The 24712-nt window shown below is 32.0% G+C and carries 26 protein-coding genes and 1 pseudogene; 23 read left to right on the top strand and 4 right to left on the bottom strand.

Translation table 11 applies throughout. The annotated features are described in order from the left end of the window. The first annotated feature begins 147 nt into the window (after nucleotides 1-147). The 4 genes from IMX26_RS10845 to IMX26_RS10830 are packed head-to-tail and all read left to right on the top strand — an operon-like array spanning nucleotide 148 to nucleotide 2006. Nucleotides 148-468, top strand: coding sequence for an STAS domain-containing protein (locus tag IMX26_RS10845; protein ID WP_195158406.1), 321 nt, complete (start codon nucleotides 148-150; stop codon nucleotides 466-468). Nucleotide 469: 1 nt separating this feature from the next. Next, complete coding sequence (locus IMX26_RS10840) at nucleotides 470-928, top strand: ATP-binding protein (RefSeq protein WP_243259099.1); 459 nt, start codon at nucleotides 470-472, stop codon at nucleotides 926-928. A 2-nt stretch (nucleotides 929-930) separates the two neighbouring features. Next, nucleotides 931-1698, top strand: a complete 768-nt coding sequence (locus IMX26_RS10835) for a SigB/SigF/SigG family RNA polymerase sigma factor (protein ID WP_195158405.1) — start codon at nucleotides 931-933, stop codon at nucleotides 1696-1698. Between the two features lie 14 nt (nucleotides 1699-1712). Further along, a complete protein-coding gene (locus IMX26_RS10830; protein WP_195158404.1) occupies nucleotides 1713-2006 on the top strand; it encodes a DUF948 domain-containing protein in 294 nt (97 codons plus the stop codon). A 102-nt stretch (nucleotides 2007-2108) separates the two neighbouring features. Here IMX26_RS10830 and yyaC read toward each other — a convergent pair whose 3' ends face one another. After that, nucleotides 2109-2681 (bottom strand): spore protease YyaC, encoded by a 573-nt coding sequence (gene yyaC, locus IMX26_RS10825; protein WP_195158403.1) that lies wholly within the window; start codon nucleotides 2679-2681, stop codon nucleotides 2109-2111. A gap of 143 nt (nucleotides 2682-2824) precedes the next feature. Here yyaC and IMX26_RS10820 point away from each other — a divergent pair, with 143 nt between their 5' ends. From IMX26_RS10820 to IMX26_RS10790, 7 genes are all read left to right on the top strand, one after another. Beyond that, the gene (locus IMX26_RS10820) at nucleotides 2825-3472 is read left to right on the top strand and encodes a hypothetical protein (protein WP_195158402.1); all 648 of its coding nucleotides are present in this window, start codon (nucleotides 2825-2827) and stop codon (nucleotides 3470-3472) included. 75 nt (nucleotides 3473-3547) lie between these two features. Beyond that, nucleotides 3548-4693, top strand: a complete 1146-nt coding sequence (locus IMX26_RS10815) for a hypothetical protein (RefSeq protein ID WP_195158401.1) — start codon at nucleotides 3548-3550, stop codon at nucleotides 4691-4693. 11 nt (nucleotides 4694-4704) lie between these two features. Continuing rightward, a complete protein-coding gene (locus tag IMX26_RS10810) occupies nucleotides 4705-4959 on the top strand; it encodes a DUF3343 domain-containing protein (protein ID WP_195158400.1) in 255 nt (84 codons plus the stop codon). A 21-nt stretch (nucleotides 4960-4980) separates the two neighbouring features. Further along, nucleotides 4981-6147 carry a mechanosensitive ion channel family protein gene (locus IMX26_RS10805; protein ID WP_195158399.1) on the top strand — a complete coding sequence of 389 codons (1167 nt, stop codon included), beginning with the start codon at nucleotides 4981-4983 and terminating at the stop codon, nucleotides 6145-6147. After that, complete coding sequence (locus IMX26_RS10800) at nucleotides 6147-6347, top strand: DUF951 domain-containing protein (protein ID WP_195158398.1); 201 nt, start codon at nucleotides 6147-6149, stop codon at nucleotides 6345-6347. The genes IMX26_RS10805 and IMX26_RS10800 overlap by 1 nt, the downstream gene beginning before the upstream one ends. A 25-nt stretch (nucleotides 6348-6372) precedes the next feature. After that, nucleotides 6373-6918, top strand: coding sequence for an MBL fold metallo-hydrolase (locus tag IMX26_RS10795; RefSeq protein WP_195158397.1), 546 nt, complete (start codon nucleotides 6373-6375; stop codon nucleotides 6916-6918). Nucleotides 6919-7250: 332 nt separating this feature from the next. Then, the gene (locus IMX26_RS10790; RefSeq protein WP_195158396.1) at nucleotides 7251-8459 is read left to right on the top strand and encodes a trypsin-like peptidase domain-containing protein; all 1209 of its coding nucleotides are present in this window, start codon (nucleotides 7251-7253) and stop codon (nucleotides 8457-8459) included. Nucleotides 8460-8547: 88 nt separating this feature from the next. Here the strand turns inward: IMX26_RS10790 and IMX26_RS10785 are convergent, their stop codons facing one another. Continuing rightward, the gene (locus tag IMX26_RS10785; protein WP_243259098.1) at nucleotides 8548-9336 is read right to left on the bottom strand and encodes an Mrp/NBP35 family ATP-binding protein; all 789 of its coding nucleotides are present in this window, start codon (nucleotides 9334-9336) and stop codon (nucleotides 8548-8550) included. 287 nt (nucleotides 9337-9623) lie between these two features. Between IMX26_RS10785 and IMX26_RS10780 the strand changes: the two genes are divergently transcribed. From IMX26_RS10780 to IMX26_RS10770, 3 genes are all read left to right on the top strand, one after another. After that, the gene (locus IMX26_RS10780) at nucleotides 9624-10856 is read left to right on the top strand and encodes an MFS transporter (RefSeq protein ID WP_195158394.1); all 1233 of its coding nucleotides are present in this window, start codon (nucleotides 9624-9626) and stop codon (nucleotides 10854-10856) included. A gap of 121 nt (nucleotides 10857-10977) precedes the next feature. Next, nucleotides 10978-11778 (top strand): hypothetical protein, encoded by an 801-nt coding sequence (locus IMX26_RS10775; RefSeq protein ID WP_195158393.1) that lies wholly within the window; start codon nucleotides 10978-10980, stop codon nucleotides 11776-11778. A gap of 8 nt (nucleotides 11779-11786) precedes the next feature. Beyond that, a complete protein-coding gene (locus IMX26_RS10770; RefSeq protein WP_195158392.1) occupies nucleotides 11787-12173 on the top strand; it encodes a Rid family detoxifying hydrolase in 387 nt (128 codons plus the stop codon). Between the two features lie 76 nt (nucleotides 12174-12249). On the opposite strand, the gene IMX26_RS10765 is transcribed toward IMX26_RS10770, so the two are convergent. After that, on the bottom strand, nucleotides 12250-13263 hold the full coding sequence (locus IMX26_RS10765) for a hypothetical protein (RefSeq protein WP_195158391.1): 1014 nt from the start codon (nucleotides 13261-13263) through the stop codon (nucleotides 12250-12252). Nucleotides 13264-13363: 100 nt separating this feature from the next. Between IMX26_RS10765 and IMX26_RS10760 the strand changes: the two genes are divergently transcribed. The 3 genes from IMX26_RS10760 to abc-f all read left to right on the top strand — a co-directional run bounded on the left by IMX26_RS10760 (nucleotide 13364) and on the right by abc-f (nucleotide 16770). Beyond that, nucleotides 13364-14185, top strand: a complete 822-nt coding sequence (locus IMX26_RS10760) for an aminotransferase class IV (protein ID WP_195158390.1) — start codon at nucleotides 13364-13366, stop codon at nucleotides 14183-14185. Between the two features lie 63 nt (nucleotides 14186-14248). After that, the gene (locus IMX26_RS10755) at nucleotides 14249-14830 is read left to right on the top strand and encodes a hypothetical protein (protein ID WP_195158389.1); all 582 of its coding nucleotides are present in this window, start codon (nucleotides 14249-14251) and stop codon (nucleotides 14828-14830) included. Between the two features lie 20 nt (nucleotides 14831-14850). Then, nucleotides 14851-16770 (top strand): ribosomal protection-like ABC-F family protein, encoded by a 1920-nt coding sequence (gene abc-f, locus IMX26_RS10750; protein WP_195158388.1) that lies wholly within the window; start codon nucleotides 14851-14853, stop codon nucleotides 16768-16770. A gap of 73 nt (nucleotides 16771-16843) precedes the next feature. On the opposite strand, the gene pepV is transcribed toward abc-f, so the two are convergent. Further along, entirely contained in the window at nucleotides 16844-18253 is a 1410-nt protein-coding gene (gene pepV, locus IMX26_RS10745; protein ID WP_195158387.1) for a dipeptidase PepV, read from the bottom strand. 203 nt (nucleotides 18254-18456) lie between these two features. Here pepV and IMX26_RS10740 point away from each other — a divergent pair, with 203 nt between their 5' ends. The 6 genes and pseudogenes from IMX26_RS10740 (at nucleotide 18457) to IMX26_RS10715 (ending at nucleotide 24697) form a co-directional block, all read left to right on the top strand. Beyond that, nucleotides 18457-19446, top strand: a complete 990-nt coding sequence (locus IMX26_RS10740; protein ID WP_195158386.1) for an ABC transporter substrate-binding protein — start codon at nucleotides 18457-18459, stop codon at nucleotides 19444-19446. Between the two features lie 53 nt (nucleotides 19447-19499). Further along, nucleotides 19500-20261 (top strand): annotated as a pseudogene (locus IMX26_RS18300) (ABC transporter transmembrane domain-containing protein). A gap of 143 nt (nucleotides 20262-20404) precedes the next feature. Further along, nucleotides 20405-21184, top strand: a complete 780-nt coding sequence (locus IMX26_RS18295; RefSeq protein ID WP_243259355.1) for an ATP-binding cassette domain-containing protein — start codon at nucleotides 20405-20407, stop codon at nucleotides 21182-21184. Continuing rightward, nucleotides 21171-22895, top strand: a complete 1725-nt coding sequence (locus IMX26_RS10725) for an ABC transporter ATP-binding protein (RefSeq protein ID WP_195158383.1) — start codon at nucleotides 21171-21173, stop codon at nucleotides 22893-22895. The genes IMX26_RS18295 and IMX26_RS10725 overlap by 14 nt, the downstream gene beginning before the upstream one ends. A gap of 4 nt (nucleotides 22896-22899) precedes the next feature. Continuing rightward, on the top strand, nucleotides 22900-23934 hold the full coding sequence (locus tag IMX26_RS10720) for an iron ABC transporter permease (protein ID WP_195158382.1): 1035 nt from the start codon (nucleotides 22900-22902) through the stop codon (nucleotides 23932-23934). Nucleotide 23935: 1 nt separating this feature from the next. After that, on the top strand, nucleotides 23936-24697 hold the full coding sequence (locus IMX26_RS10715; RefSeq protein WP_195158381.1) for an ABC transporter ATP-binding protein: 762 nt from the start codon (nucleotides 23936-23938) through the stop codon (nucleotides 24695-24697). Nucleotides 24698-24712 lie beyond the last annotated feature (15 nt).

The raw sequence follows: 24712 nt of genomic DNA, 5'->3' as shown, positions 1-24712 counted from the left end.
AAAAAGTGCAAAAAATTAAAATCATTAGGGCTAAAAGTTAGAAATAAAGGTGTAATTATAGTAAAATGATAGTAGCTCTATTATCTTGCTATTTTGCAGGATTTATTTTTATTATGTTTAATTAAATCAGTATAAGAGGTGACATTTATGAATGAGTTGAGTTTTGTTAAAGAATTAAATGAAAAGACAGTTAAAATAGCTATTAACGGTGAAATAGATATTTTTAATATAACTGATATAAGAGAAAAATTGGCTGAGTTAACAAATGGCTATAGTGTTGTTGAAATTGATTTAAAAGGATTAAATTTTATAGATAGTACTGGATTAAGTATGTTAATTGGTTTAGTCCGTGATTTAAAAGGGAAAAATGGTAATGTAGTATTAATTAGTCCAAAGGCTCAAGTAATGAAACTTCTTGAGACAACAGGACTTAACACCGTTTTTGAAGTAAGAAGGGAGGATGACTGAGGTGCATGAATCAGCGTTTATAGATTCTAGTGTTGATATGGCATTAAATGAAATAGTTAATTTAACAGTTCCTTCTTTACCTGCGTACGTAAGTGTTGTACGTTTAACAGTTTCTGCTATGGCAAGTAGGTGTGGTTTTGATATAGAATCAATTGAAGATATTAAGGTAGCAATTACTGAGGCTGTAACTAATGCTGTGGTTCATACAAGAGGCAATAGCTCAAGTAAAATTAATATTGAAAGTAGTTTTAATTATTTATCAAAACAATTAACTATTAAAATAGAAGACCAGGGTCCTGGTTTTGATTCAAGTCATATTAAAATACCAGATATAAGTAAACTACAATCTGGAGGATTAGGATTATTTATTATTCGCAGTTTAATGGACGAAGTAAATTTAGATACAACAGTAGGTCAAGGAACATGCATTGTAATGATGAAAAAGCTAGGTGGTAAATAATTGTGGAGGAAACACAGAAGCTTACCACTGTAGAGATAAATGAGCTTATTTTGCTTTATCAGCAAAGTAATGACTCAGCAGCATTAGAAAAATTAGTTAATGAATTTTTACCTTTAGTAAAGTACTTAGCTAAGAGATTTGTACGAGAGGCGGTATCTTTTGATGACCTTGTACAGGTTGGTAGCATAGGCTTACTTAAATCTTTAAAAAGATACGATATGAATAAAGCTGCTAAGTTTATAACCTTTGTTACTCCTACAATAATTGGTGAGATAAAACATTATTTTAGAGACCGCCAGTGGGCAGTTCATGTTCCACGTAGAATTAAAGAATTGGGTAATAAGATTTATAAAGCAATGCCAATTTTAACTCAAAAACTACAGCGAACTCCTAACCCCAAAGATATGGCCATATATTTGGATGTGAGTGAAGAAGATGTATTAGAGTCACTTGAATGGGGACAAGCGTACCAAGCAGCATCTTTAGATAGTGTTGTTAAGACAGCTGAAGATGATAGTGATTTAACCCTAAAAAGCGCTTTAGGTAAAGAGGATTTAAGCCTACGTAAAGTTGAAGAACATAGCGAAATACAAGAACTATTTGCTGTGCTAAATGATGAAGAAAGAAAAATTATAAACCTAAGATTTGAACAGGATTTAACCCAAAGAGAAATAGGCGAAATAATGAATATGACTCAAATGCAAGTTTCTCGTAGTATTAAAAGAATAATAACTAAACTTCATAAAAAACGCAGTGAAATGTATTGCTAAAAGGAGGAGAAGACTTGTCTTTATACCTAGATTTTGACAGTGTATGTTTATTAATAATAACAATTGTAATAGTAGTAGTAGGTGTGTTTATTATAAAAGTTTTAAGAAAAATGGCAGAGACAGTTGTTAATGTGAATAAAATAATTGAAAAATCAGAATACGAATTAGAAGGTACTATCAAAAATGTAGAAAAAGTAACGCGTGAGGCAGGTCATATTAGTGAGCATGTTACATCGCTAACCTCAAAAGCAGATGCAGCAGGTAAAGTAGCTGCTAATGTAGTAAGTAAATTAATAAAAAAATTATAATAAAAAGGGTCACTTGTACATGAGTGACCTTTGTTGTGCAGTTGTATTTTGCATAGTTTATGTGGGTTTAGATTATTAAAAAATCAACCCCACTTTAAGCCTTTATTTTAACGCGTATTCTAACATTTTAGCTATGGTATTAGCTATTTTAACTACTAAAGATAACCTAGTGTTTTGCAATACAGTGTATTCCATGTATCCACCAATATTTACTGTGGCTGTTAGATAAAAATCACCTACAGGTGCTAGCTGTTTGTTTACTCCAGAACCAGGTCTTATTGAGCCATACCCCACATTAATTACCCCTACATTTTTAGCATTGCCCAGGCTTGCATCTAAAGCAATAGTGAAGTTGTTAGGAAACGTGTCATTAATAGTTTGTTTTACACTGGGTAAATTAATAGCGTGAACAGGTTGATCTAGGGTTCCAAATACATGAACTTTTTTAGGTAAAGAGACTTTTTGAAGTTCACTGCCGATTAAAGGGCCTAAAGCATCACCTGTAGAGCGGTCAGTGCCTATACATAAAACTATAATATCCTTATTTACTATGGTTGCTTGTTTTATAATTTGTTTAATAACCTTAGCTAAGTACAAACAGCCATACTTGTCATCGTATTTTGCACATAATCTTTCGGTTATTGGAATAACTTGAGGATTAAAATCTATAGACATATAACTACTCCTTTAACGCATAAGTTTTTTATTGCCTAGTAATAGTAATTATTACCGTGGTACCCTCAAATATTCGTTTTTCAGAATAATTTTTAATATTAAATAATAAATTGTAGAGAAGTCTGACGAAAGAAGGGACAAACATGGCAAATTATATTGACATTGTAATAATTGCAGCTATAATTTTTATGGTGTACAAGGGTTATAAACGAGGAAATATTAATAATTGGTTACGCTTAGGCTATAATGTTTTAGGGGTAGGCTTAGCATCAATTTTTGCAACAACACTAAATAAAGGATTAATTCTGCTAAAAATAAAACAATCTGTATCTCAAGCTCTAGTGAACTCCAATTTAATTGTAGATATAAGTGTTACAGGTGGAGCTAAGTTTCCAAACACTAACCTACCAGAAGAGCTAAATGCTATTTTTAAAGAACACTTTCAATTACTTGGCAATCAACAAGAAAATATATGGGCAGTGTCAGAAAAAATAATTGTTAATATTTTAGGTGGCTTAGCCTGTTATTTGCTCATTTGGGCAGCCGTAAGATTGGTTTTTTTTATTGCTAACACATTTGTAATAAAAGTAAATACTAGTGGGTTTTACGATAACAGCATAACAGGAGTTATTCCCGCTATTGGCAATGCATTAATATGTGCAATGTTGTTAAGTGGCATATTATGGCCGTTTATTATCCTGTTCGATAAAATTGGTTTGGCCTATATTTGGCAGGGTAGCAGAATACTACAATTCTTAGCTAAAATATTTTACTCGGGATTTGGCATATAATGTAATAAGATATTTTTCTTTCTTAGTAGTATAAGTTATAATATATTGAAGATATAATTGAAGGAGTTTGCAGCAATGATAAAAAACAAAAAGGTAATAGCTATATTGGCTGTTTCATTAGTATTAATTGCCTTCTTTTTATATACAATGGTAAGCCAAGGAATGTTCTTTAATAAGGGCACAAAGCTAGCTCTTTCGGGTTCTAAGTCATACATTAGTCCTGGAAAATTGTTATATAGTAGTGGTAGTGATAACGGGGCATGGGTTGTATATTTAAAAACAGGTCAAACAGTAGTTTCGTTTTTGGACAAGCAAGGAAATAAGAGTTGGCAGAATGTTTATACTGAACCTAATCTAAACGTAAATAGCTCAAAATATTATACTATAATAGGTGAGTCTGATGACAAAGAAGTTAAGATTATAAATACAGCTGGTCAAGAGTTATTAGATTGGCAAGCCAAAGGAAATCCTTTACTTTGTACTATAGATAATGAGGGTACAAATATAGTAATTTCAGATATTATGGGCAAACAGAATACCCAGTGGTTAACGAATTTAACAGTCTCAAAAATTACTGAAAGAGGATCAGACTACAGAAATAAAGAGCAATTTAGCAAGGATTTTAGAGATACAGAATTTATAGATGTAAAACAATGGAGAGATGGCATTGTTGCTTTGATTTATAATACTAGCTCCTCAGAAAAAGGCCAGTATATAATTGTTATAAATAACAATGGCGAAGAACTTCTTAAAAATAAGGTAGATAACTCTATGGGTGATATTAATGTATCTCCTAGTGGTGATATAATAGTATGGAGTGAAAATGATATTGTAAAAAAATTTAACACCTCAACAAATGAGCTAACTAGTATTAAACACAAGGGTGTAGTATCTTGTGGTTTTTTATCAGATACCAAACTATATATCATCAGTAACCAAACAGGGCTGATTCCCTATGGCAGGAGAGTATATGTGTGTGAAACAAACCTTGCAGGTAAAACTACGCTTAAGGTTAAACTTCCTGGTTATTTAGTTGGTAGTGAAGTTCCACAGGTAAATACGCTATTTGTGTCAACTAATAAAGGTATTTATGCTATTAAAGACTCAAAGGGTACTTGGTATGCCTCAAGCGAAAAAGAGGTGCTGAGTTCAGCTGTTCTTAATGATATTGTGTATATAATAACCAAAGATAACTCTTTATCTTGGTATCAAAAGCCTTAAGGAGATTAAAGATGATTTTACTAGTTTTTGAATCAACTCATGATGCCTTGGCAGCAGAGCAAGTACTTGAAGATAATGAGTATAAGCTAAGAATATTACCTACTCCACGGGTATTTAGTAGTAGCTGTGGTTTATCTATAAGAGTTAATAGTGAAAATGGAGGTCAGCTCATAAAACTCTTAAAAAACAATAATATAAATAACTGTAAATATGCTGTGTGTCAACAGCAAAATAATAATATTGTTTATAGTGAATTACAAAGTTAACACAATTTAGGGAGAGTAAGAATGAGTTTTATAAAAGATTATTATCAGCAATTAAAAGCCCAAGACCCTGTATTAGGGGTAATCCTTCAAATAATATTAGTTATTGCAATTATGCTTGTAATTTCAAGGATTGGACTATTTATAATTCATAGAATATTTAAAAGATGGCGTAAGTTAGTAGAAGCAAAAGAGCACTCTGAGTCACATGTAACCCAAATAAATAATATGCACTCATCTGTAAAAAAGGTTTGGAGATATGCAGTATTGGTGTTAGGTATTCCAATCGCTATTACTGTGTTTAATCTCTCACTAGATTCTTATGGTGATTTTCAAAAAAGCATTTTATCTATTCCACTTTTAGGTATTGTAATTCAACTAGTATTAGTCATTTTATTAGCATATTTGGCCCTAAAGGCCGGAAGTTTAGCGATTAAAGTTGGCTTTGAAAAACAAAGACAAGAGCAATTAACAAAGCAAAACAAGAGTATTTTTAAGCGAGTTGAAATTAAGCAATCTAAATTAAGAACCTTAGAAACATTAACCCTTAGTATATTTAAATATGCTGTATATTTCGCAGCCGCTTTAAGCATTCTAGCCGTTTTTAATATCCCAACCTCCACAGTTATAACAGGAGCTGGAGTATTGGGCGTAGCGATTGGATTTGGCGCTCAGAACCTTGTTAGAGACGTTATTTCTGGGGCTTTTATTATGTTTGAGGATCAGTTTGATGTTGGTGACTATGTAGAGGCTTGTGGTATAAAGGGCGTAGTAAGAGGAATAGGCTTACGAAGCACTGTTTTAAAAGGATTTGATGGTGCACAGCATTATGTTCCTAATGGAGAGTTAAAAATAGTAAGTAACTTATCAAGAAATTATCGAAGAGCAATGGTTGATATAGGTGTTGCTTACAGTGAAAACTTAGATGATGTACAAGCGGTGCTTGAGAAGCTCTGTTTAGAACTAAGAAGTGAAAACTCTTATATAGTTGAGGGGCCTACGGTTTTAGGAGTGCAGAATCTTGGAGAATCTGAGGTAGTCTTTAGAATAATTGCCCTTACAGAACCTAATGAGCAATGGCAGGCAGAGCGGCTATTAAGATACAGCATAAAAAATAGGTTAGATCGTGAGCAAATTTCTATTCCTTTCCCACATCGAGTTATTATTAATAAGGATGCGGAGGATAAATAATGATAAAACATGAATACCAAGTTGGTGATGTTGTTCGCATGAAAAAAGGTCATCCATGTGGTGCAAATACTTGGCAGGTAATTAGAGTTGGTGCTGATTTTAGAATTAAATGTCTGCAATGCGGAAGATCAGTTATGTTGCCTCGCAGGAGATTTGAGAGTAGAGTAAAAGAAATATTAGAAAGCCAAATATCTGAATAACAGATACTTAGGACGGAGGAGCAACATGAAGTTTGCGGTTTTAGCAAGCGGCAGCTCTGGAAACAGTGTTTACCTAGAGTTAGCAGGCAAACACTTTTTAGTAGACGCTGGCATAAGTAATAGAGCTATATGTAAACAATTAGAGTCGATTGGTGTAGATAATACCCAGCTTGACTCAGTTTTTATTACCCATGAACATATTGACCATATAAGAGGAATTGATGTATTGGCAAGGTCTCACCCAAAAGTAAAAGTGTTTGCTAATAAAGCAACGTGGAAGTCCGGCAATAAATTTTTACACAGAGTTATAAATGATCAGCGTCAGTTTACCCAAACACAAAATCAGTTTTCAATCGATAATATTAATATTACTCCATTTGCAATATCTCATGACGCGGCAGATCCTGTAGGTTATAAATTTGAAGTAGATGGTAAAAGTATAGTAGTAGCAACAGATTTAGGCTTTGTAAGTGAAGATGTTTATAATCATTTATTAGGCATTGACGCATTAGTAATTGAATCAAATCATGACCCCGAAATGTTACAAAAGGGTCCCTACCCCTATTTTTAAAACAAAGAATAGCGGGTAAAAAAGGACATTTAGCAAATAATATAACTGCTGCATTACTAAAAAGAGTAATTAGTAGGCAAACTCAGGCTGTAGTATTAGCCCATCTTAGCGATAAAAACAATACTCCAGAGATTGCTTTAAGAGTAAATGAAAAAACTTTATGTGAAGCTGGCTTAAGACCAAATAAGGATTTTGCCTTAAAAGTAGCCAAACGAAATGTGGCTACCCCAATGATTAATATTTGCTAAACCACAAAAAGATGATCAAAATCACATATTTTTTTGACATTTGTTTGGTAAAGTACTATAAAACAAAGAGAAGGAGGTAGACTTATGTATAATAGTTTTGATAACAATAGGTATTATTCAGATTCACATACTGAATCAAAGAGTAAATATACCATAGTTGTCGTTGCATTAATAAGTGCTTTAATAGGTGCAGTAGTGATGGCAGTAATCGCACCCCAGTTTATTTATGGCAAAATTATTCCATGGCCAAATCACTTATCAAATAGTGGAGGTTATCAGTTACCGAGCGAGCCTCCCACTAGTGTAAGTCAAATTAAAGTAGATATAGAAGGCTTAGGTAATCAGTTTTCGCAGGTAGCAAAATCGGTTGGCCCTGCTGTAGTTGGTATAACTAACAAGGGATATGTTAAAGACTGGTTTGGTAACACCAGTTTAACAGAAAAATCAAGTGGGACAGGCTTTATTGTGGATCCAAAAAAGGGTTATGTTGTAACTAATGAGCATGTTATTTCTGGTGCTAAAGAGGTAGTAGTAACACTATCTAGTGGTACAAAAGTACAGGCCGAAGTAGTAGGCTCAGATGAATACTCAGACTTAGCAGTATTAAAAATAAACTTAAATGATTTATCAAAAGATGAACAAGATTTACCCTATGTAACTTTTGGTGATTCTTCAACACTGCAGGTCGGTAATTTTGTATTAGCAATAGGTAATCCGTTAGGAGCAGAGTTTGCCCGAACAACTACCCACGGAATTGTAAGTGCTGTAGATAGAGTATTAACTGTAGATGGAAAACAATACTCACTATTACAAATAGATGCCGCTATTAACGAAGGTAATAGTGGTGGTCCATTATTAGATCTTAACGGTAAGGTTGTTGGCATTAATACAATAAAAATTAAAAGCTCAGGTGTTGAGGGACTTGGTTTTGCAATACCATCTAAACAAGCTCAGCCTATTATAGAGCAGTTAATAAGTTATGGAAAAGTAATTAGACCATTATTGGGTATACATGGAGCTGGATTTAGTCCAGGCTCAAATCAATTTTTACAAGGTAAAGTTGAAAGTGGAGTATATGTAAGCGAAGTTATGAAGGGTAAACCTGCTGAAAAAGCTGGCATAAAAGCTGGTGACATAATTGTTGCTATTAATGATAAACAAATTACCGGATTCACAGATTTGCAAAGCGAACTTTTTAAACATAAAAAAGGCGATCAAATAGAAGTAGAAGTATATAGAATGAGTGAAAATAAGAATATTAAGCTAAGAGTTGTTTTAGACTCCAACGAGTAAAACAAGAAATTAAAGTATATAAACAATTAAGAAATATAAAAAAAGGCTGTTCACTTGTAGTGAGTAGCCTTTTTTTGGTTATAGTAAGTTATTTAATTTTACTAATTGTTTTATTTACCGACTCTTTAAATTTATTAAAGAATTCACTGTTGGCTTGTGGATAATCTTCAACATTACCTTGATCGCATAACTCTACCAGCTTTTGATCAATAGGAACCTGATGAATAAGTTCTATATTAAGCTCTTTGGTAACCTGCTCTGTTTTACTTTCACCAAATAAATGGGTTTTTTCGCCGCAGTGAGGACAAACAAAGTAGCTCATATTTTCAATTAATCCTAAAACAGCTATATTCATCATTTCAGCCATGTTTACAGATTTTTTTACGATTAGTTTTACAAGGTCTTGTGGAGATGAAACCACTACTACACCATCTACAGGAATAGATTGCATTAAAGTAATAGATACATCACCTGTTCCTGGTGGTAAATCAATCACTAAATAGTCTAAATCTCCCCAATTAACATCAGTAAAAAATTGTTTTACAGCATTGGCAACTAAAGGACCACGCCATACTACAGGAGCGTCTTCTTTATCTATTAATAAGTTTAATGAAATAACTTTAATACCTTTTTTAGTAGTAACAGGTTCAATAGATTCTCCGTCGCTCATAGCTCTCATAGTATTAACCCCAAAAATTTTAGGAATACTTGGTCCGGTAATATCTGCATCCATAATGCCAACTTTATAACCCTGTTCATTTAGCGTAGTGGCAATTAAAGATGTCATAGAAGATTTACCAACTCCACCTTTACCACTCATAACTGCAATTACTTTTTTTATATTGGAATTTCCATTGGTAGTTTCTTTTTGAATCATAGTTATTTTCTCCATTCAAAAAAGTTATAGACATATGTCAAATATGATTATACTCTTATTATAACATTAATCAATATATACATAAAAAAAATATTTAAATTAACATATTTAGCATACTTATTATTCCTTAAATTCCCTAAAATAATTATAATTAATAATTTTATTTGTGTATAAACAAGTTTATTTTTATTATCTTTTGTAATACTAAAATTTAGCTTGCCAAATTAATTTTAGGTGTATATTATGGTTGTATGCTTATAGGCTAATGGGGGAAGGAGCAATAGATTATGCCACTATGGAAAAGAAACCTTTATGTTCTTTGGTTAGGCTGTGTAATAGGCGGTATAGCGTTTTCATTGGTATCTCCATTTTTACCAATGTTATTACAAGAGGTTGGAACAACAGATAATATAGAGTTTTTGTCTGGGTTAGCATTTGGTGTAACCTTTATTACGGGAGCTATTATGGGACCTATATGGGGTACCCTAGCTGATAAGTATGGGAGAAAACCTCAAATTTTTAGAGCAGGATTAGGAATTGGCTTGGTTTATATTTTAATGGCGTTTTCTCAAAATGCGGTGCATATAATTTTGGCTCGTTTATTACTAGGGGTATTTAATGGTTTTATACCATCAGCAATTGCTATGGTAGCTACCAATACACCCGAAGAAGAGTTAGGTGGAGCTTTAGGAATAATAAATACAGGTTACTCATTTGGTGCAATAGCTGGTCCAATGGTGGGCGGTTATATGAGCCATTACTTTGGATTAAAGCAGACTTTAATTATTGCAGGGTTAGTACTTTTTGCCGCCACATTTGTAATAATATTTGGCACAAAAGAGGAAAATAAAGGAGATAGAACAGTACAGTTTAATGTAGTAAGAGATATAAAAGAAAGTTTTTCATATAAAATTTTAGCAATGATGTTTGTTGTAATGATGATTTATAACCTATCATTAATGATAGTTCAGCCAATACTGCCCTTAATGGTGCAAAAATTAGCAATATCAGGTAATAGTGATCCTAAAGTTATGACAGGCTTAATATTTTCTTTAGCAGGATTTGCTACCGTAATGGGCGCACCATATTGGGGTAAGTATGGGCAAAAACATGGCTATAAAAAGGCTATGACTATAGGATTAATAGGTGGTATAGTTATAAGTATAGCAATTGCATTTTCATTTAATATTGCTTATTTAGCAGTAACTAGATTTGCTTTTGGCTTGTTTTTGGCTGCTGTAGGTCCCTCTGCAACTGCTATTTTATCTAAATCTGTGCCAAATAACTTTAGGAGTAGAGTTTTAAGTATAAACTCTAGTTTTAGTCAATTAGGGGCAGCCATAGGACCTATGTTAGGCGGAGCAATTGCGGGTTTTTGGGGTTTAAATATAGTATTTATTTTTACCGCTGTAGGCTTACTTGCTGTGATTTTTTGGCTGAGAACTGTAACTATAGATTTAAGCAAACCACTACCTATAGGTCAAAAAGTAGCAGTATTGAAAGAAAATAAAAGTAGATAGAGTATAGCTAATTAAGGTGTAAAGTTAGTAGTAACTTACACCTTTTTTGACTTTAGGTTTTAATTGATTTATATTTTAATAGTAATAGAAAACTGCTAACTATAAAATAGAGGAGATAAATATGGCCAAAATTACAGTATTAACACCAACTGTCTGCGAATTAATGCAGGTAGTGACTCCAAAAACTACTCAAGCTCATGCTTTACCTCAAGTATTAGGAGAAGCTAAAAATCTATTTAAAGAAAACCCTGTAGAAAAGTGTTTAATTTATGCACCTGATGCGTTAGGTTCCTTTTTACTAAATAACTACACAGCTGAGTTTAATAAAGTAAAAGAAATTGCACCAATTACAGCAGATTTAGAGGCTGTAATGAAAACATATACACCAGTTTGTTTTGCCTCTATGTTTAGTGGAGCATTGCCAGAGACAACTGGAATTAAAAAATATGAAAAGCCTGTATTAACAGTAGAAACGATGTTTGATGTTTTAGCAAAGGCAGGTAAAAAAGTGGCCTTAGTTGCAGTTAAGGATTGCAGTATAGATATAATATTTAGAGGAAGAGATATTGAATACTATTCTGAGCCATACGATTTAGAGGTAACTAATAGAACAATAGAGTTGTTAAAACAAAATGAGCTAGATGTGATAGTTGCATATAATCAAGAGTACGATGACTTGTTACATAGAACTAAACCGTTTAGTACTGAATGTATTAATGCCATGCATAATCACTTAAAAACCTTTAACATTTTGGCACAAGCGTTTAATAAATACTGGGCTAAATATAATAGAGTTATTGCCTTTACTCCAGATCATGGAGCTCATTTAGATACAATTAAAAATAAAGGCAATCATGGTACAGATATGCCTGAAGATCTAAATGTAAGACACTACTGGGGTCTATATAAAAAACAAGAATAGGAGATATAATGCCTAAAAAAATAATTAAAACAAAAAATGCTCCCAGTGCTAATGGTTGTTATTCACAGGGTATTTTAGCTAATGGATTTTTATTTATTTCAGGACAACTACCCATTGAGCCTGAAAGTAAACATAAGTTAGTAAATAAAGATATAACAGACCAAACCCATAGGGTATTAAATAATATTAAGGCTATAGTTGAAGAGGCTGGTGGTAGCCTACAGGATATAGTTAAAGTAACTATTTATTTAAGTAATATTAATAATTGGAGTAAAGTAAATGCTGTTTACGAGCAATTCTTTAATTATGAACCACCAGCTAGATGTGTACTTGAAATAGCAAATATCCACTATGGGTTTAAAATAGAGGCAGAAGCTATTGCCTCTATTGAATAAACATAAGTAAAAATCATGATTGATTTTCAGCATAAAATTCATTTCACTAAGATGACACTCTGGGCATTATTAAATGTTAAATAAAGCGTGTTACTTGTTTACATTGGTTTGGTAAATCTCTTATAACATAATCAAACCATTTAGGTAATTGAGTATTAGTTGGAAATAAGCTTGCATAGCTTGCCATAACCCATACCATATACAAAGAAGATAATAACTCATTAATGGTTAATAATTGAGTAAGATTAAAAGAGCTAGTGTTTTTAAACTTAACTGCCTCTAAATACCGTAGTTGCAGGTCTTTCTTACTGTCTGCAAAGGCCTTATTACCAAAGGCATTTAACATGTTATTAAGAGAATTGCCCCAACCTATGGCTTGAAAATCAAATAATATAGCTTTGTCTATATTTAAGGATATAGCAATATTTCCAGGATAAAAATCGTTATAGCTTAATACAGGGCTAAGCTTTTTATATTCTTGGTATATCGTATTCAGCTTGTTAATTATAGAGTCTATATTTGGTTTAATATATGCTACTAACATTTTTGTAGGTTCCCAATTATCTAATTTGTGAACAGCCTCTACAATATCCACTGGAGTCACATGAGTAAATTCTGGTTTTGCTAAATATGAGGTATTAAGTTTTAAATGTTTAAGTTGTTTAGATAATGACTCGAGTTGCAGGTAAGTTTGAAAAATTACCCCTTGCTCAGCTTTGTTAAATATATGGTTAGGCTTAGGTAAATAATATTTATGCACTAAGTCTTCAATAATAAGTAAACTTTGTTTATTAACTTCATCAATTTCAAAATGATATAATTTGGCTGTATCTAGTACTTTAAGCTGAGAAGCCTGTTTATAAAAAAGCACCTCTCTCTTCCAACTATTTGTATCCAAAGATAGTATTGAACGTTTTTTTGGAATAAAGGTCTGTTTTATAATTACAGATTTAGGGATATTTTTACCCTTTAGCTCGGCTCTATATACATAACTACCACTATTACCTTCGTGCAGAGTAGTTAGCTTTATATCTTCTACATTCCAGTGTAATTTAGTATTCCAAAAGTCTATCTCTTGCCAGTATTTCATCTAAATCACTCCAATGCGTTATATTATAACGCATAGTTATTACCTTGTCGTTAGTTTATATGGTAAAATGCTAGTAGTTTCATAAAAGGAAGGCGAAAACATGAACAATGAAGCAATATTTCAATACTTAATACATGATGGTGAAGTTTATAGTACCGCTGATGAAAGTATTGTAAAGAGTATGAATAAGAAATCTGTTTATGAGGTAATTAGAGCTATAGATGCAGTGCCTTTGTTTTTTGAAGAACATATAGATAGATTATATAAGTCAGCAGAAATTATAAATATAAAATTATGTTTAACCAAACAAAAAATAAAACAACTAATGGCAAAGTTGATGAGTGTTAATAATGAGTTCAACAGTAATATAAAACTATTGTTTAGTGAAGATGGTGCAAGCTATTTTCTTTACTTTATGCACACTTTTTATCCCTCACAGGAGATGTATAAAAAAGGCATTCATACTGTTTTATATGATGTTGTTAGGTATAACCCTAATGCAAAAGTTAACGATTACCAACTACGTAAACATATCAAAGAATATAGACTAGAGCGAGCTGCGTTTGAGGCACTTTTAGTAAATAAACATAAAAACGTTACTGAGGGTAGTAGGTCAAATATTTTTTTTGTAAAAGATAAAACACTATATACGGCTCCAAATAGAAAAGTGTTAATTGGAATAACTAGAAATAAAGTAATAGAGCATGCCAAAAAACTCAATATTAAGGTAATAGAGAGAGATATAAGTACCAGAGAACTAATGAGTTTTGAGGGAGTATTTATGACCTCGACCTCTAATGACATTTTACCTATCACTAGTATTGATGATTTATTATTTGAGTCTGTACAAAACACCACAATAGAGTTATTGCAAAATGCCTATCTAAACGGTATTAAAGAATATGTTAAGGGTAATAAATAAGGTGTTTTAATAACTAAATTAAGTTATAATTATAGTATAAAAACCAAGCTATAGGAGCGTATTATGGTAGAAAAAAATAGTAATCACTTTTCACTAAAATCATTTTTTACTCTATGGAGATTTGTGTTATGCCTGTTATTAGGAGCTGTAAGTGTGAGGTTTTCAATGGCTCAAAATTATAATGAAATGGCAATAGCCTTAGCTGGAGCTTTATTTGGACCAGCTCAGTGGGTATATTTAAGAGATAAGTATAAAGAGAGTGAAGCAGAAGAGTTTGATGTTGTAAACGCAAATAGATGGTTAATTTTTGCACTGTGTTTAACAGGCTCAGCATTAGCTTATCTTTTTAACTCCTACCTAATAGCTTCATTAACCATTGTAGCAGGGCTTGGACAGTTTTGGTTTAAATTTGATGTAAACTCAGGTGAAAGAACGTGGCATGGTTTTACAGCTACATTATTAGCAATTATAGGCTACTTTAAATATCGCCCTTTAATGTATATCTGTTTACCACTTAGTGTTATGTTTTTAATTCATCAACTATACTTAGTGAAAAAAGAAAAAGCAGCCAGAAAAGCTGATAAAGAAAAAGATATAGCAAAAAAAAGAGGAACAAAGAAAAAGAAAAAGCGTAAAAAGAAATAAGCTAATTGAGGTATAAATAAATGGCATTATGTGCAGTTAGCAATTTAGCAAAATATTATGGAGCAGATTTAGTGTTTCAAAATATAACCTTTGAGATAGATAAGGGGCAAAGAATTGGCTTAATAGGTCCTAATGGAGTAGGTAAAACTACTCTACTTAAAATATTAATGGAGCAAGAGGATTATCAAGAAGGAACTATATTTAAACGTTCAAATATAAGGTTAGATTACTTAGATCAAATACCGGTTTATCCAGATAGCTTAAAAACCATAGATGTTTTATTTGAGGCATTTTCTAGTATTTTAAAAATTGAAAAACAACTAGAAAATATGCAACAAAAAATGTCTTTATGTAAGGGTGAAGAGTTAAACAAAATAGTTAAATTATATGGAGAATTAGAGCATAGCTATGAGCAAATGGGTGGCTATGACATGCATGAACGGTTAAACAGAATAGTAATAGGTTTAAACATTAATGAAAACATGCAACAACGAGCATTTGAAATGCTTAGTGGTGGAGAAAAATCACGAGTTATACTTGGTAAGATTCTGTTAGAAGAGCCAGATATATTGTTACTAGATGAGCCCTCAAACCACTTAGATTTAAGTTTTATGGCTTGGTTAGAGGCATATTTACAAGACTACAAAGGTGCTGTTGTAATAGTTTCTCATGACCGTTGGTTTTTAGATAGAGCTGTAAATAAAATTGTAGAAATAGAGCAGGATTGTGCTGAAATTTATAATGGAAATTATAGCTACTACCAAGTAGAAAGCCAAAGAAGACTAGAAGAGAAATTTAATATGTGGCAGGCAAAACAAAGGCAAGTAGACAAGCTAGAAGAACAGATTGAGCAATTCTTAATTTGGGGCAGAGCTCGTGATAGTGAAAAAATGTTTAAACGGGCTAAAGAGTTAAAAAAAAGGCTGGCTAAAATAGTTGTGCCTGATAAACCCCGTATGGAAAATAAAAAAATAAGAATCTTAAAAAACAATGTGACCAGAACAGCTAAAGAAGTACTTAGAGTAAAAAGTCTGGGTCATCAATTTGAAAATAAAAGGCTTTTTAGCAACTTTGATTTAACAGTTTTTTATCAAGAAAAAATAGGAATACTGGGCTCAAACGGTACTGGTAAATCTACTTTGCTCAAGATAATAATGGGATTAATTGAACCCAGTTATGGCAAAGTAGAAATCGGTTCAAGAGTAAAAATTGGCTATTTACCTCAAGAGGTTGAGTTTGACAACCCCAATAGTAATCTAATAGAGGTATTTCAAAGTCAGTATCAAATAACGGCTACAGAGGTAAGACATGAGCTTGCCAGAGTGTTATTTACAGGTGATGATGTATTTAAAAGTGTTAATACCTTATCGGGTGGGGAGCGTAGTAGATTAAAGCTTTGTTTATTGATGTATGGAGGAGCTAATGTACTAATACTTGATGAGCCTACTAATCATTTGGATATAGATTCACGTGAAGAGCTAGAGAACAGCTTGCAAAAGTATGAAGGTACAGTAATATTTGTATCACATGATAGATACTTTATAGACACTATGGCTGGTAAAATTTTAGAAATTAAAAATAGTAAAATAGATATATACAAAGGTAACTATCAGTACTACTTAAAACAACTTGAAAAAAAACAAGCTAAAACTGTAGGTAAAAGTGAGCATAATAAACTGTCACAAAGTAAACAAGATTATCAATCACATAAAGCTTTGCAAAGCGAAATGCGAAAACAAGACAAACAGCTTAAAAGCTATACACAGCAAATAAAAGAGGCTGAAAATAGATTATTAGAGATTGAGAACTTAATGAAAAGCAGTGTTAGTAATGTGCAGAAGTTACAAGAACTATATAAGAATCAAAATGAAACCGAAGAACTGTTAATGGATTTAATAGAGAAACATGAAGATCTTGAAAAGATAATAAAAAATAGATAAGTATAATAATACCATAGGTGGCTCCAAAATTGTTTTGGAGCCACCTATTTTTTAAACCTCTCAACCCTTTTACTTATTTATCTTGAGCTAACTTATATAATGCCTTAGCATAAATTTTTGTTGCTTTTATCATATCATCAATAATATATTGTTCATTTGGTTGATGAGCATTAGATTTTGCGCCCGGAAAACCAGGTCCAAAAGCAACAGCGTTAGGTAGCTTGCGAGCATATGTTCCGCCACCAATTACCTTTGGTTTAGCATCTAGGTCACCGGTCTGCTCCCTGTAAATACTCATTAAATTTACAACGAGGGGACTGTCTGGCTCTACATACATAGGCGCGCTATCGCTACCCCTAATTAAGGTTACAACAGTGTTCTCAATATTTTTTTCAATACTAGAGAAAACCTGCTCACCTGTAAATGTAACAGGATAACGAATATTAACCTTAACCTCAATACCCTCTGCAGTAATAGCAAAAATACCCGGGTTAAAGGCTAAATCACCAGACTTTTCGTCTTTAAAGAAACAGCCTATATCTTCACCATAGTGTTTAAAAGCAATACGATTATTATAAAGCTTAATAAATTCAGCTATAGGTGTATGAGAGTCTTTAGCAAACTCACCTAAAATATTAAACATATAACTAACTGCATTTCTGCCATTTTGAGGCAAACTTCCGTGGTAAGATACACCGTAAGTTGTTATGGAAATGTTGTCAGCTTGCTCTTCCCAAACAAAATCAAAATTAGGTTGCTCTTTAAACTCTTCTAAGAGCTTAATTAAATCCTGTTTCTCTTCTGTTTTAATCACTACTTTACAAATATCAGGAACAGAGTTTACTGCATTACCACCATTTCCTGATACAAGATAAGTACCTTTTTTTAGCTCGTGATTTTCACTTTTAGTTACTAATGTAAAGGTCATAATACCTTTTTCTCCATGAATTAATGGAAAACCAGCATCTGGGGTTATGGCCATGGTTGGCGCACCTTTTTTATCAACATAATATTTAACGTCTGTCATGCCAGACTCTTCATCTGTACCGAATATAACCTTTAACTCTTTAGCTATGGGTAGTTTAGAATCCATAATTGCTTTAATTGCATATAAACTCATTACCGCAGGTCCTTTATTATCACTAACACCCCTACCATAAATAACTCCATCATGAACCTCAGCAGCATATGGAGGGTAGGTCCAATCGTTTCCTTCAGGAACAACATCTAAATGTCCAAGCATAGCAATACTCTCATTACCCTCACCGTAACTAACCTCACCAGCATAATTATCAATGTTCTCTGTTTTAAATCCCATACGTTCGGCAATTTCTAAGGCCTTTTCAAGGCTTAATTGAATACCTTTACCAAATGGCATATCTCCTTGTGGAGCCTCTTTTACACTCTTTATTCTAACTAAAGATTGAATATCTTTTATCATAACATCTCTATAGCTATCAATAAGTTTATCAAAAATTTGCACTTATAAAACCTCCCTTTAAAACTCAATTCGGTACTTTGTAATAAAATCCTTCCATTACCGAAAAAAAATAATTAAAAATGACACCTTTAGTATTATCATATATAAGCTAAAAATAAGGTAAAGCAAATTGTATTGACATGAGTAAGACCGAATAGTATAATCTCAATGATATTAATAATCATTATCATAAAAGGAGGATTTAAATGAGTAATAAAAAGAAAATTATGTGTTTATTATTAATAAGTGTATTAACAATAAGCTTATTCGGCTGTAATAATGGGGCACAAGTAAACAATCAAAAAAATAACAATGAAGATAATAACCAATACGAGGTTACCATAAATAACTTTAATAAAGACACAATCTATAAAAAAGTACCAGAAAAAATAGTTACATTAAGCATTGGTGAATTAGAGATATGTTTAGAATTAGGCCTTGAGGATAAAATAGTGGGCATTGTAATAGCCGAGGGTTATGCTAAGGACTACGATGAAAAAATTCAAAAACTACCAGTATTGGCTGAGGGATATGGAACATCTTGTGTACCTACCCTAGAAACAATTATTGAAGTAGAGCCTGATTTTGTATATGGCACTGCCTTTGCGTTTAATGCTAATTATGGTATTGCATCACAAAAGGATTTTGATGAATTAAATATTAATACCTATGTAACAAAAGGTACCTATGAAACTGAAGTTACGATAGACGACGTATATGAAGACATAGAGAATATAGGAAAAATATTTAATAAAGAAGAAAAAGCTACTACAGTTATTGAAAAAATGAAAAATGAAATAACAAAATATAAAAAAGAATATGACCAACCAAAAACAGTATTTGTATATGATAATGGAACAGAAAAGCCAAGTACAGCAGGTAAATGTGCTTTAATAACCTCTTTAATAGAAACAGTTGGCGGAAAAAACATTTTTGATGATATCGATAAACAATTTACCCAAGTTAATTGGGAAGCAATAGCAGAAGCAAATCCATCTTACATAGTAATTAACGACTACGAGGGTACTACTGCTGAGCAAAAAATTGAGGTCTTAAAAAATCATGCAGCACTAAAAGAAGTAGATGCAGTTAAAGACAATAACTTTATTATAGTACCACTTGATTATTCATTTCCTGGAATGAAGAATATTGATGCAATTAAAATATTAAGTGAGGCAATTAATAAAGAAAAATAAAAATATGACGACTGTTAAGCAGAGTCCTAAAGCTGATTTAATAGAGGTGAAACATGTTAATAAATATAAAAATGCTGTATTTAGTATCGGGTAGTTATTACTATATTGCTAAAAAAACTTTGTTACAGTTTTTTATGTGGTTAGTAAACGCAGGTCAGTTTTTAGGAATAGCTTTTTTTCTCAACTCATTTTTTAACGATAATATTACTTACCAAAAAACTGCATATTATATTTTAGGTATATTTTTATTAATTATATTAAATGCCTTATTAACTAAACTAGATAATTATTACGATGCTAAAGTGGGTTCAATAGTAAAAACTAACTTGAGAGTAAAGCTGTTTAATAAAATTTATGCTATTGGACCTTCTTATTTTGATGATGGTAAAACAGGACATGTAGCAACAGTTTTGAGCTCCTATGTAGAGGCATTAGCTCCTTATTTTGCTACCTACCTGCCACACTTAATAGCAACAGTTTTGGGATCTTTATTGCTAATAATTTAGGAGTATTACTGTTACCAAATTTTTGGATGAAGCTAATGAAAAAAAGAGGAACTGATGATTGGAAAATGTTTTCGGAGCTATCTGCATACTTACTTGATGTTTTTCAGGGAATGGAAACAATTAAATCCTTTAACGCTACTGAAAATATCAAAAAAGAGGTGAAAAAGAAATCATATGACATTCATCGTGGTACTATGAAACACTTAGCGGTATCACAAGTTGAATCTGGATTTTTACAGTTTTCAGCAGCAATAGGAGCAAGCTTGGCAATTGCTGTAGCAGCCTATTTGGCTGGAAAAAGCATTATAAGTAGTGAATACCTATTTATAATTTTGTTTTTAGTTTCTAGCTGTTTTTCACCAATTTATACCCTAATAAATACCTGGCATTTAGGTTTTAGGGGTGTGTCTGCCTCAAACTTTTTATTAGAAATATTAAATGTACAAGAAAAAATGAATATCTTTAATAATAAAAAATCATTAAGCCAGGTAGAAAGCATTCAATTAAAAAACATCTCATTTTCTTATGGTAATGATAAGCAGGTCTTAAAAAATATTAACCTGAGTTTAAAATCAGGATCAATAACCGCCATTGTTGGTAAATCTGGCGAAGGTAAATCCACAATTGTTAATCTTATTTTAGGGTTTATTACTACACAATGTGGTGAGGTATTAATAAATAACATAGCTATAACAGATTTTGAAAAAGAATCTTATCGAAACAGTATTTCTGTAATGTGGCAAGATCCTTATATGTTTTATGGAACTATTTTAGAAAATATTATGGTAGGAAAACCTAGCGCCACAATAGCAGAAGTTGTGCAGGCTGCTAAAAGAGTTAATATACATGATTATATTATGAGTTTACCGCAGCAGTATAACTCTTTTGTGGGTGAAAGAGGAATGACATTATCTGGTGGACAAAAACAAAGAATTTCTTTAGCAAGATGTTTATTAAGAGATTCTCCTGTAATTATTTTGGATGAACCATCATCAGCTTTAGATGGAGAAAATGAAATTATTATTCAAAAAACTCTTAAAGAGTTAGCAAAAAGTAAAATTATCTTAATTATAAGTCACAGATTACAAACCATTAACTTTGCTGATAATATTGCAATATTAAAAAATGGAGTTATAAATACTCAAGGTAGTCATAATGAGCTACTTAAAAATAGCGAATTATATAACCAATTAATGAATATAAAAGAGAGTATAAACTATGAAAACAAGTAGTAGGTTGTATTATGTTATAAAATTATTAACATATATTAAAGAATTTATTTGGCAAATGATATTATACCTATTTTGTGGGGGAGTATTTAGAGTACTACCAATTGTAACTAGTGGACTAACAGCCTATATGGTTGGCCACGTTTTTGCAGGTGGTAAAATAGAAATATACCTAGTAGCTTTTATTATAGTTTTGGCCGCATTAAGAGGATTATTTAGCTACCTTGATTGCATAATATCGCATGATATAGCCTATAAAATTTTATCAAAATTTAGGGTTATGTTATATGAAGCAATAGCAAGGCTGTCACCCTCATATTTATCAACAAAAAGAACTGGTAAATTAATAAATACAGCTATGAATGATGTAGAGCTACTAGAGTGGTTTTATGCCCATGTAGTAGGGGTATTCTTATTGGCTATTATCATTCCAGGTACTACTTTTGTGGTACTTTACAATATAAATCCGCTTATTGCAGCTGTGATAGTTCCTTGGATTATAGCAGTGGTTAGTATTCCTCGTATATTTAAGAAACAGGCCAATGAGCAGGGCGCTAAAGTAAGAGAAAAAAATTCCACCATAATAGCAGTAGTTATAGATGGAATTCAAGGATTAAAAGATATTATATCTTATAATTGGCAAAAAAATTACATAAATAAATTTAAGCTTGTGGCAACAGATTATGAAAAAGCAAATATTCAATACTGTACCAGAAAAGGTACAGAATCTTTGTTAATAAAAGTCTTTATGTCTATGGCTATGTTATCGGTTGTATTGGTTTCTGCCTACCTTTATAAGAGCAATTTAATTACAATAGAATGGTATATGGTGGCTGTGGTGTTATCTGGTGCTATTTTTGCACCTATCTCTGAGATAATGAGTATGTCATCACAATTCGGAATGATTTTTTCAGCAGCTAAAAGGGTTTACGATATTCTTGAAGCAAAACCCTATGTAAATGATAATGGCCAACTACTAACAGCTGCTTTAGAACCAACTATAGAGTTTAAAAATGTATATTTTAAATACCCAAATGCAAAAAGAAATGCACTTAATAATGTTTCCTTTAAGATTAATGCGGGTGAGAAGATTGCCATTGTAGGCTCTTCGGGTGCTGGTAAAAGTACCTGTAGTAAATTACTAATGAAATTTTGGCAGCCAGATAAAGGTGAAATTTTGATTGGTGGTAAAGATATAGCCACTATTTCTGGTGATAGTATTAGAAAAAATATCTCTTTGGTATCTCAAGATGTTTATTTATTTAGCAGGAGTATAACTGAAAATATTAAGCTTTTGCATGACTATAGTGATACAGAAGTATATAACTCGGCAAAAAAAGCCTCTATTCATGATTTTATAATAAATTTACCTGAGGGTTATGACACAGAAGTTGGTGAACGTGGTGCTAAGCTTTCGGGCGGTGAAAAACAAAGAATATCAATTGCCAGAACTTTTATGAAAAACAGCTCAATACTTATACTAGATGAGTCTTCTTCTAATTTAGATTCCATTAATGAAGAAAAAATCAATGCTAGTTTAGAAGATTTAATGAAAAATAAAACAACAATTATTATAGCTCATAAATTATCAACTATTAAATTATGTGATAAAATTATTGTTTTAAACAATGGATGCCTTGACAATCAGGGAACCTTAACCGAATTAATGGATAGCTCACAAATGTTTAATAAGATAATAAATGAAGGAAGATAGAGTTATGTTTAAGAATACTAAATTATCATTAATTATTACAATTTTAATTGTACTTATAATAATATCTATACCACTATGTATTATACTAGGATCTGTACCCTTACCTGCGAATGAAACAATTAAAATAATAACTAGTAAAATATTTATGAAACCGATACCTCCAGAAATAAAGTTGGGTAGAGTACATATAGTTTGGAATTTAAGGCTACCACGTGTACTTTTAGCTATAGCAGTAGGTGGTGGACTTGCAGTTTGTGGAGTAGCAATACAAGCTCTTACAAGAAGCCCCCTAGCTAATCCCTATATACTTGGAGTTTCATCGGGGGCATCTACTGCAGCCACAATTATAATTATATTGGGTTTGAATTTTTTTGGTACCTATAGCTTAACAATAGGTGCTTTTATAGGAGCATTTTTATCATTGATTTTAGTCTATTCTATGTCCATAGTAAGAGGTAGAACGTCATCAACCCGCTTATTATTATCTGGTATAGCGGTATCTATGGTGTTATCTGCCTTAACTAATTTTGTTGTTATGTTGGCTCCTCAAAGTGAGTCGATTAGAACGGCAATGTTTTGGATGATGGGTGGTTTAGGATATGCCAGATGGCAGGTTATTATTGTACCTATAATAGTAGTTATTGCAGGAACAGCTTTAATATATATCCTCTCAAGAGTACTCAATGCTTTAAGTTTAGGGGATGAATCAGCAATAGTATTAGGCATTAATGTTCATAAAACCAGAAAAAGACTATTAATTATAGTTTCAGTTATAGCCGGAACACTTGTTGCTGTAAGTGGGTCAATTGGTTTTATTGGTTTAGTTATTCCTCATATGACTCGTATGATGTTTAACACTAATCATAAACGAGTAACACCTATCAGCTTCTTATTAGGGGCTCTATTTTTAATGTGGATGGATGTATTAGCCAGAATTTTATTAGCCCCTCGTGAAATACCCATAGGTATTCTTACTTCATTGTGTGGTGGTCCGTTTTTTATATATCTATTACGTAACAGCAAAGAAAAGGATTTTTAACATGAAATTACAGGTGGAAAATTTAAGCTACTCAATTAATGAACATCTAATTGTAGATGACGTTAGTTTTTGCATAAATAAAGGAGCTTTTGTAGGACTAGTGGGTCCTAATGGTAGTGGTAAAAGTACTTTGCTAAAAAATATTTACAGATTGTATAATCCGAATAAAGGAGATATCTTGCTAAATAATGTTTCACTTCATAGTATGAGTTATAAACAATCTGCTAAAGTTATGTCTGTTTTAGGACAAGAGTCATCAGGGGCATTTGATTTTTTAGTAAAAGAAATGGTTTTTATGGGTCGTTCGCCCCATAAAAAATTATTAGAACCAGATAGCAAAGCAGATGAAGAAATAGTTAATAATGCTTTACAACAGGTTGGTATGTATGACTATAAAGATAGAAAATTTTTAACACTGTCTGGTGGAGAAAAACAGAGAGTATTAATTGCACGTTCATTAGCTCAAAAAGCTAGAATACTAATTTTAGATGAGCCTACAAATCATTTAGATATATACTACAAACTACAAATAATGAATTTAGTAAAAACACTCAATATAACAGTTTTTTCAGCCATACATGACCTAAACATAGCTGCATTTTATTGTGACTATTTAATTATCATGAAAAAAGGAAAGGTGTATAATATAGGTAAAACAAAAGATGTATTAACACAGGAAATGTTTAAAGAAGTCTTTAATGTTAACGCTGTAGTTAAAGATAATTTAGAAACTGGGTATTTGGATATTTCTTATATACCATAACATGTACAAAAATAT

Source organism: Clostridium sp. 'deep sea', assembly GCF_014931565.1.
Lineage (GTDB): Bacteria > Bacillota > UBA994 > PWPR01 > PWPR01.
Note: the sequence above shows the minus strand (reverse complement) of the source record. Positions and strands in the feature narration are given on the sequence as shown.

Coding starts and splice junctions, on each gene's coding strand:
- IMX26_RS10780 (WP_195158394.1), top strand. CDS start 9,624: ATGCCACTATGGAAAAGAAACCTTTATGTTCTTTGGTTAGGCTGTGTA.
- IMX26_RS10765 (WP_195158391.1), bottom strand. CDS start 13,263: ATGAAATACTGGCAAGAGATAGACTTTTGGAATACTAAATTACACTGG.
- IMX26_RS10775 (WP_195158393.1), top strand. CDS start 10,978: ATGGCCAAAATTACAGTATTAACACCAACTGTCTGCGAATTAATGCAG.
- IMX26_RS10820 (WP_195158402.1), top strand. CDS start 2,825: ATGGCAAATTATATTGACATTGTAATAATTGCAGCTATAATTTTTATG.
- IMX26_RS10760 (WP_195158390.1), top strand. CDS start 13,364: ATGAACAATGAAGCAATATTTCAATACTTAATACATGATGGTGAAGTT.
- IMX26_RS10755 (WP_195158389.1), top strand. CDS start 14,249: ATGGTAGAAAAAAATAGTAATCACTTTTCACTAAAATCATTTTTTACT.
- IMX26_RS10740 (WP_195158386.1), top strand. CDS start 18,457: ATGAGTAATAAAAAGAAAATTATGTGTTTATTATTAATAAGTGTATTA.
- IMX26_RS10715 (WP_195158381.1), top strand. CDS start 23,936: ATGAAATTACAGGTGGAAAATTTAAGCTACTCAATTAATGAACATCTA.
- IMX26_RS10720 (WP_195158382.1), top strand. CDS start 22,900: ATGTTTAAGAATACTAAATTATCATTAATTATTACAATTTTAATTGTA.
- IMX26_RS10790 (WP_195158396.1), top strand. CDS start 7,251: ATGTATAATAGTTTTGATAACAATAGGTATTATTCAGATTCACATACT.
- IMX26_RS10845 (WP_195158406.1), top strand. CDS start 148: ATGAATGAGTTGAGTTTTGTTAAAGAATTAAATGAAAAGACAGTTAAA.
- IMX26_RS10810 (WP_195158400.1), top strand. CDS start 4,705: ATGATTTTACTAGTTTTTGAATCAACTCATGATGCCTTGGCAGCAGAG.
- abc-f (WP_195158388.1), top strand. CDS start 14,851: ATGGCATTATGTGCAGTTAGCAATTTAGCAAAATATTATGGAGCAGAT.
- yyaC (WP_195158403.1), bottom strand. CDS start 2,681: ATGTCTATAGATTTTAATCCTCAAGTTATTCCAATAACCGAAAGATTA.
- IMX26_RS10800 (WP_195158398.1), top strand. CDS start 6,147: ATGATAAAACATGAATACCAAGTTGGTGATGTTGTTCGCATGAAAAAA.
- IMX26_RS10795 (WP_195158397.1), top strand. CDS start 6,373: ATGAAGTTTGCGGTTTTAGCAAGCGGCAGCTCTGGAAACAGTGTTTAC.
- IMX26_RS10815 (WP_195158401.1), top strand. CDS start 3,548: ATGATAAAAAACAAAAAGGTAATAGCTATATTGGCTGTTTCATTAGTA.
- IMX26_RS10785 (WP_243259098.1), bottom strand. CDS start 9,336: ATGATTCAAAAAGAAACTACCAATGGAAATTCCAATATAAAAAAAGTA.
- IMX26_RS10725 (WP_195158383.1), top strand. CDS start 21,171: ATGAAAACAAGTAGTAGGTTGTATTATGTTATAAAATTATTAACATAT.
- IMX26_RS10805 (WP_195158399.1), top strand. CDS start 4,981: ATGAGTTTTATAAAAGATTATTATCAGCAATTAAAAGCCCAAGACCCT.
- IMX26_RS18295 (WP_243259355.1), top strand. CDS start 20,405: ATGAATATCTTTAATAATAAAAAATCATTAAGCCAGGTAGAAAGCATT.
- IMX26_RS10770 (WP_195158392.1), top strand. CDS start 11,787: ATGCCTAAAAAAATAATTAAAACAAAAAATGCTCCCAGTGCTAATGGT.